Raw genomic sequence first — 6395 nt, 5'->3', positions numbered from 1 at the left:
GATGCCAAGACGCTCGAACAGGGCTGCCGTGCGACGATTCATCTCGGCATGGTCGATCAGTCCGAAGCGCGTCAGCGGCTCGCGCCCGATCCAGATGTTTTCCGACACCGTCATCGGTGCCATCAGGTTCAGCTCCTGATGGATCATCGCGATCCCGTTCTGCAGCGCGTCGAGCGGGTTCTTGAGGCGAATGTCGATGCCACGGAGCTTGAAGCTGCCGCTGTCCGGCGTGTAGATGCCGGCGAGAATTTTCATCAAGGTCGACTTGCCGGCGCCGTTTTCACCCATGAGGGCGTGAACGGTTCCCCGGCGAAGTTTCAACTGGACGTCATCGAGCGCAACGACGCCTGGAAATTCCTTTCGCACGTCCGAGACCTCGAGCAGGTATTCGCTCTGCGGTACGGCTCCGCTCTGTCTGACAGCCTGCATGGTCTGCGGGCTCACTGCCTGTGATCGTGCCATGTTGGCTCCTCCCCGAATGACAGGCCCGCCGCCGATATGGCGGCAGGCCTGTTTATCGTAGCGTCAGTTCTTGGTAACGAACTGATCCATGTTTTCAGGCGTGACGAGCTGGAACGGGATCCAGACCTTGGCGTCGACTTTCTCGCCCTTTGCGAGCTTGACCGCTGCGTCGACCGCACCTGCACCCTGGCCGAAGGCGTCCTGGAAGACGGTGACGTCGAGGTCGCCAGCCTTCATGTAGGCAAGCGCTTCCTGCGTCGCGTCGATGCCGCCGACGACCACATCCTTCATGTCCCAACCGGCCGACTTCATGGCATTGATGGCGCCGATGGCCATGTTATCATTGTTGGCGATGACGGCAGCCGGCTTGTGGCCCGCCGCCATCCAGTTGGTCATCAGATCCTGTGCCTTGACCGGATCCCAGGCGGCCGTCTGCTCGTCGAGGATCTTCATGCCCGAGCATTCAGGCGTCGCAATCACATCGTGGATGTCCTTCGTGCGCTGGACGGCAGCCTGATTGGCGAGATCACCGACCATCACGAGGATGTCACCTTTTCCGCCAAGGATGCGGCAGATTTCCTTAGTCTGCAGAGTGCCTGACTCGACCTCATCCGAAGCGACGAATGCGCCCTTCGCACCAAGCGCGTCCACGTCTGCTGGCTGCCGGTTCACGTAGACGATCGGGATTCCGGCATCAATGGCAAGCTTGGTCATCGGCGCGGTTGCCGACGTATCGACGGCGTTGACGATGATCGCATCGACCTTCGACGCGATGAAGTTCTGGATCTGCGAAAGCTGCTTCTGCACGTCGTCGTCAGCAATTTCGATCTGAACGGGCTGGCTGGCATCGCCGGCCGCCTTCTCGATGCCCTTGCGCAGTACCGTCAGGAATGTATCGGAGTTCGCCATCGATACACCGATGTTGCCTGCCATTGCGCTGGATGCCATCAGCACGCCCAAAAGGGCTCCTGCCACGATTTTCTTCATTGTAATCCTCCACATGTTGTGCGGTGCCCGGCAACACCCCTGAAAGCCGGCACGCCTCCTCCCCAGGAGGCAATTCGCCCGCACGCCCAACTCCTCCTGGACGTGCGGGGATCTGGTCAGAGCTTCTCGCGAACGAAATCCATGCTGCCTTGGACGAGGCCGACCACATCGGCCGTGGCGTGAACAGCGGGCGAGAAAGGCTCGAAAGAGAAGGGGCCCGCATAGCCTTGAGCGAGCAGGGCCCGAATTTGCGCCACATTGGCGAGGCGATCGCCACCCGTCACCATGACCCGGTGCGGATCGCGCATATCGTCGACGCTGACTTCCTGGTCGTCCACCCCAGAGATGTGGACGAGACCGGTCATCGCCGGAAACACATCTGGCTCGCCAGCGAGAACATGATGGAAGGTGTCATGCACCAGCTTGAACCGGTCCGCACCGTTGATCGCCTGGATGGCATCGACGGCTTCCTTCTTGGAGCGCAAAGAACAGATCTGGAAGCCCAACGGCTCGACGAGGCCGATGATGCCCGCCTGTTCGAGGATCGGCTTCAGCCCCTTGAGTGCAACACGAAGATTGCCCTGGCGCTCGCCTTCCAGCTTGCCGGAGCCGTCGTTCACGGGAACCAGCACAAGGGCTCTTGCGCCGCATGCGGCGGCATAGGTCGCAAGGCTTCGCGCTTCTTCCTCACGAGCTGGCGTCCATTCGTTGAAACGCTGAAGCGCGTTGATGGAGATGATCTCGACGCCTTCTGCAATCGCCAGTTCGCGAACTTGACCCGGCGTAGTCCCGTCAAGGATGGCGTTGTCCGACAGATCGTTGCGGATCTCGAATTGTGTGATGCCGAGTGTCTTGCCAAGCTTGAAAAAAGCGCCAAGCGGCATCTGTGGCGCAACCATGTGGTTGAGCGCGAAAGTGGGCGCAGCCATGAAAATCTCCCGAAGTGTGTGGCAGGCCCCTCGTTCCTCCTCGGGACTTGCTGACAACGAAATCATCAGGTTTCATGACGTTCGTCAAAGCGGAAATGACGGAAATCCATTTCATTTATGATAGAATTTGCAAAATGATATGATGGAATTCTGTCTTTTTCAGATGTTTTCGGGAATATAGAGCTCCAAAGGCAGGAACGTCTGGCCCGGGGCAGTGGCTGGGCCACTATCCACGGCTTCTATCATCAACTGCACGAGTTCGCGGCAGAGATTGGCGAGAGGCGTAGCAATCGCGAGGGTAACAATTTCATCGGCCAGCGCCGCCCGGGAAATGGGCGTCAGTTCATTGACCACAACAGTATGCCTTCCACCGAGCTTTTCCTCTCTAATGGCGGAGATCGCACCCTCCATCCCTCCCCCTGCCACGTAGAAACCAACAAGATCCGGGTGCCGATGCAGAAGATCGAGCGTCGCTTCATGGGTAATCTGAACCGTTTCGAGGTTCACGAGCGTGTCTAGCACCTCGAAATCCGGCGCGTGTTCCCGAAAATAGGAGCGAAAGCCAATTTCACGCAGTTCATGTCCATGAAAGCGGTGACTGCCAACAAAAACAGCAACCTTGCCCGGTTTCTTTGCGGTCTTGGCGATTGTCCACGCAGCGGTTCGCCCGGCTTTGCGGTTGTTGAGGCCAACATAGCCCTCACGGATTCCGGAGGCAAAGTCGGAGAGCAATGAAAAGACGGGCACGCCTTTGGCTTTCATTTCTTCGACGGCCACAGACAGAGCAGGGTAATCTGGGGCGGTCATCGCGACAGCCTGGTTCCGCGCTCCGATTTCGCGAAGCTTCTCTGCCAGTTCTGAGGGGGCCTGAAAGGTGCAGAAGTCGATCTGAGCGATTCCGCGTATACCAGGATGGTTCTGGACCGCAATTTCGATCTCACGGGCGAACGCCTGATAGAAATGATGATCCGGCTTCTGAAGGACAAAGCCCAGCTTGTACTGAGGCAATCCCTCGAACACACGCTGCCGAAGCAGGCCGACCGCGTGGAAGCCGATTTCATTCGCTGCATCATAAACGCGCCTGGCCGTGTCCTCGCGAACCTTGTGGCGCCCATTGAGGACTCGGTCGACAGTCGCCACGCTGACATTGGCTGCCTTGGCAAGATCGGTAATGGTAGGGCGCGACGCCACAGGACCTCCTTGTGTGATGACATTCTATCATGTTGAGACATCATAATGATGTGAAATGATAGAATATATCAAGGCCCTATTGAGCAGAATGAAATCCGCGATATTCCTTCTGGCATTCGTCAAGCGAATTGGTCCGGCCGAAGCCGGACAGGCAGGAGGATATCGTGGCGAGGGTGGCGAGCAAGAGAGATTACAGTCTGCTGGGACGCGACGCTCAGGCAGCCGTGGCCAACGGCCTTTCGGCAGCCGAGTGGTATCACACGGATGTTCCGCGCAAGCAGATGAAGGAGCTGATGAAACGCGAAGACGGACCGGCCATTCGCGATACAGCGATCTGGCTGGGCGCCATGATCGTGTTCGCAGGCTTTGGCATCTATTTTTGGGGCGGCCTCTGGGCGATCCCCTTTTTCCTTGCCTACGGTGTTCTCTACGGGTCCGCGTCCGATAGCCGTTGGCATGAATGCAGCCATGGTACGGCGTTCAAGACCATGTGGATGAACACGGTGGTGTATCAGGTCGCCTGCTTCATGATCATGCGCAACCCGGTTACCTGGCGCTGGAGCCACACGCGCCATCACACAGATACGGTCATTGTCGGTCGTGATCCGGAAATCGCCGTCATGCGCCCGCCGGATCTTGTGCGCCTGGTTCTCAACTTCTTTGGCCTGCTGGACGCCTGGCATGCGATGGTCGACATGGTGCGCAATGCCTTCGGCATCATCAGCGCCGCGGAGAAGACTTTCGTGCCGGAGACCGAGCAGCCCGAGGCCATCTTTGCAGCCCGCATCTGGCTTGCGATTTACGTGGCGACGGTGGCGCTCGCGGTCTACCTGGGTTCAATCCTACCGCTGATGCTGGTCGGCCTGCCGCGCCTCTATGGTGCCTGGCATCATGTCATGACCGGGCTTCTGCAGCATGGCGGATTGGCCGACAACGTCATCGACCATCGGCTGAACAGCCGCACTGTCTACATGAACCCGATTAGCCGGTTCATCTACTGGAACATGAACTATCATGTCGAGCACCACATGTTCCCGATGGTGCCCTATCATGCCCTGCCGAAACTGCACGCGATGATCAAGGACGATCTTCCTGCACCAAACCCGTCGATCCTCGACGGCTACGGCGAGATGATCCCGGCCTTCCTGCGCCAGCTCCGTAACGAGGACTATTTCCTGAAGCGCGAACTGCCAGTGACGGCCAAGCCTTACCGCGAGGACTTCCATCACGAGGCCATGGCACCGGCGGCGGAGTAACGCCGGTTGCCGAGACAACCAAGAATTTGGGGAGGAGAACCCGATGAGCACCTGGATCGACGTCTGCGACAGGCATGAGATCGACGAAGAGGATGTCATCCGCTTCGATCACGACGGCAAGAGCTTCGCCATCTATCGAAGCCCGGAGGATAGTTACCATGCGACGGCTGGCCACTGCACCCATGAAAACGTGCATCTGGCAGACGGTCTTGTCATGGACGACATCATCGAATGTCCGAAACACAACGGTCGCTTCAACTACAAGACCGGCGAGGCCAAGGGGGCTCCTGTCTGCGTCAACCTGAAGACCTATCAGGTCAAGGTCGAAGGCGGCCGCGTCTTCATTCAGGTCGGCTGAGATGGGCTCTTCCGGCATGGTGATCGTCGGGGCGGGCGAGGCGGGCGTGCGCGCTGCCTTTGCTCTGCGCGAGCAGGGATATCAGGGAACCGTCACCTTGATTGGGGACGAGACCCATCTGCCCTATGAGCGACCACCCTTGTCGAAGACGGGTGCAGAGGCCGAAAGCGTACGGCCGATTGTTGCCGAGGCCCGATTTGCAGAGGCCGGCATCACCCTGTTTCGGGGGCGCAAGGTCACGGCCATGGATACGGCAGGCCACACGCTTGCACTCTGCGAAGGAGATCCGCTTCCCTACACGCGACTGCTTCTGGCAACAGGCGCCTCGCCGCGTCGGCTACCCGGATTGGAGTATGGGAAGCGCGTCCATGTTCTGAGAACCGTCGAGCAGGCGGCAGCCATCCGCCAGGTCATGCGAGACGGCCAGCACCTCGCCATTCTCGGCGGCGGCTTCATCGGCCTGGAGCTTGCAGCCATGGGGCGCGCACTCGGGGCCATGGTGACGCTGATCGAGGTCCAGCGGCGTGTCCTGATGCGCGGTGTGCCCGAGCCATTGGCGCTCGCGCTACAGACGCGTCATCACTACGAAGGTGTCAACATCATCTGTGGTGTGGGCATTCAGGCAATTGCTGAAGACAAGGCGTCTGTGAGCATAGCACTCGCCGACGGCCGCCGGATGGACGCTGATGCGCTCGTGGTCGGTATCGGCGCCGAGCCCAACACGGCGCTTGCGGCAGAGGCGGGGCTCGTTCTCGAAAACGGCATAGCAGTCGATGACCATCTCCGGACGAGCGATCCTGACATCTTCGCTGCGGGCGACTGCTGTTCCTATCCGGTCGCAGCCTATGGAGGCCGCCGTGTCAGGCTCGAATCCTGGCGCAACGCCCAGGAACAGGGCAATGTCGCGGCCGCCAACATGATGGGCAATGCGGAAGCCTTCGACGCTGTTCCCTGGTTCTGGTCGGATCAATACGACCTGACGCTGCAGGTGGCCGGACTGTCGGACGGCGCGACCTCGACGGTCTCGCGCTCGGTCTCGGCCGAGGCCGAGATCCTCTTCCATCTCGATGCTGACGGACGCCTCGTGGCGGCGAGCGGCCTTGGCCCAGGCGGCGCAGTCGCACGCGACATTCGCCTTGCGGAAATGCTGATTTCAAGGCGGGCACATCCGGATCCCGCAGCGCTTGCCCGACCCCTCCGTCAAACTGAAAT

7 protein-coding genes are annotated in these 6395 nt (G+C 59.6%); 3 read left to right on the top strand and 4 right to left on the bottom strand.

All coding sequences use genetic code 11. The annotated features are described in order from the left end of the window. From PDO_RS07795 to PDO_RS07780, 4 genes are all read right to left on the bottom strand, one after another. A partial coding sequence (locus PDO_RS07795; protein ID WP_007600086.1) for an ATP-binding cassette domain-containing protein occupies positions 1-462 on the bottom strand: 462 nt, incomplete at its 3' end. A 63-nt stretch (positions 463-525) separates the two neighbouring features. Continuing rightward, entirely contained in the window at positions 526-1449 is a 924-nt protein-coding gene (locus tag PDO_RS07790; RefSeq protein ID WP_007600084.1) for a sugar ABC transporter substrate-binding protein, read from the bottom strand. Between the two features lie 116 nt (positions 1450-1565). Continuing rightward, on the bottom strand, positions 1566-2378 hold the full coding sequence (locus PDO_RS07785; protein WP_007600082.1) for a TIM barrel protein: 813 nt from the start codon (positions 2376-2378) through the stop codon (positions 1566-1568). 159 nt (positions 2379-2537) lie between these two features. Then, complete coding sequence (locus tag PDO_RS07780; protein ID WP_007600079.1) at positions 2538-3569, bottom strand: LacI family DNA-binding transcriptional regulator; 1032 nt, start codon at positions 3567-3569, stop codon at positions 2538-2540. 164 nt (positions 3570-3733) lie between these two features. Between PDO_RS07780 and PDO_RS07775 the strand changes: the two genes are divergently transcribed. The 3 genes from PDO_RS07775 to PDO_RS07765 all read left to right on the top strand — a co-directional run. After that, positions 3734-4825 carry a fatty acid desaturase family protein gene (locus tag PDO_RS07775; RefSeq protein WP_007600077.1) on the top strand — a complete coding sequence of 364 codons (1092 nt, stop codon included), beginning with the start codon at positions 3734-3736 and terminating at the stop codon, positions 4823-4825. A 43-nt stretch (positions 4826-4868) separates the two neighbouring features. Then, on the top strand, positions 4869-5183 hold the full coding sequence (locus tag PDO_RS07770; RefSeq protein ID WP_007600076.1) for a MocE family 2Fe-2S type ferredoxin: 315 nt from the start codon (positions 4869-4871) through the stop codon (positions 5181-5183). A gap of 1 nt (position 5184) precedes the next feature. After that, on the top strand, positions 5185-6395 hold a 1211-nt coding region (locus PDO_RS07765), incomplete at its 3' end, for an NAD(P)/FAD-dependent oxidoreductase (RefSeq protein WP_007600075.1).

This window comes from Rhizobium sp. PDO1-076, from assembly GCF_000247475.1.
Taxonomy (GTDB): Bacteria; Pseudomonadota; Alphaproteobacteria; order Rhizobiales; family Rhizobiaceae; genus Allorhizobium.
Note: the sequence above shows the minus strand (reverse complement) of the source record. Positions and strands in the feature narration are given on the sequence as shown.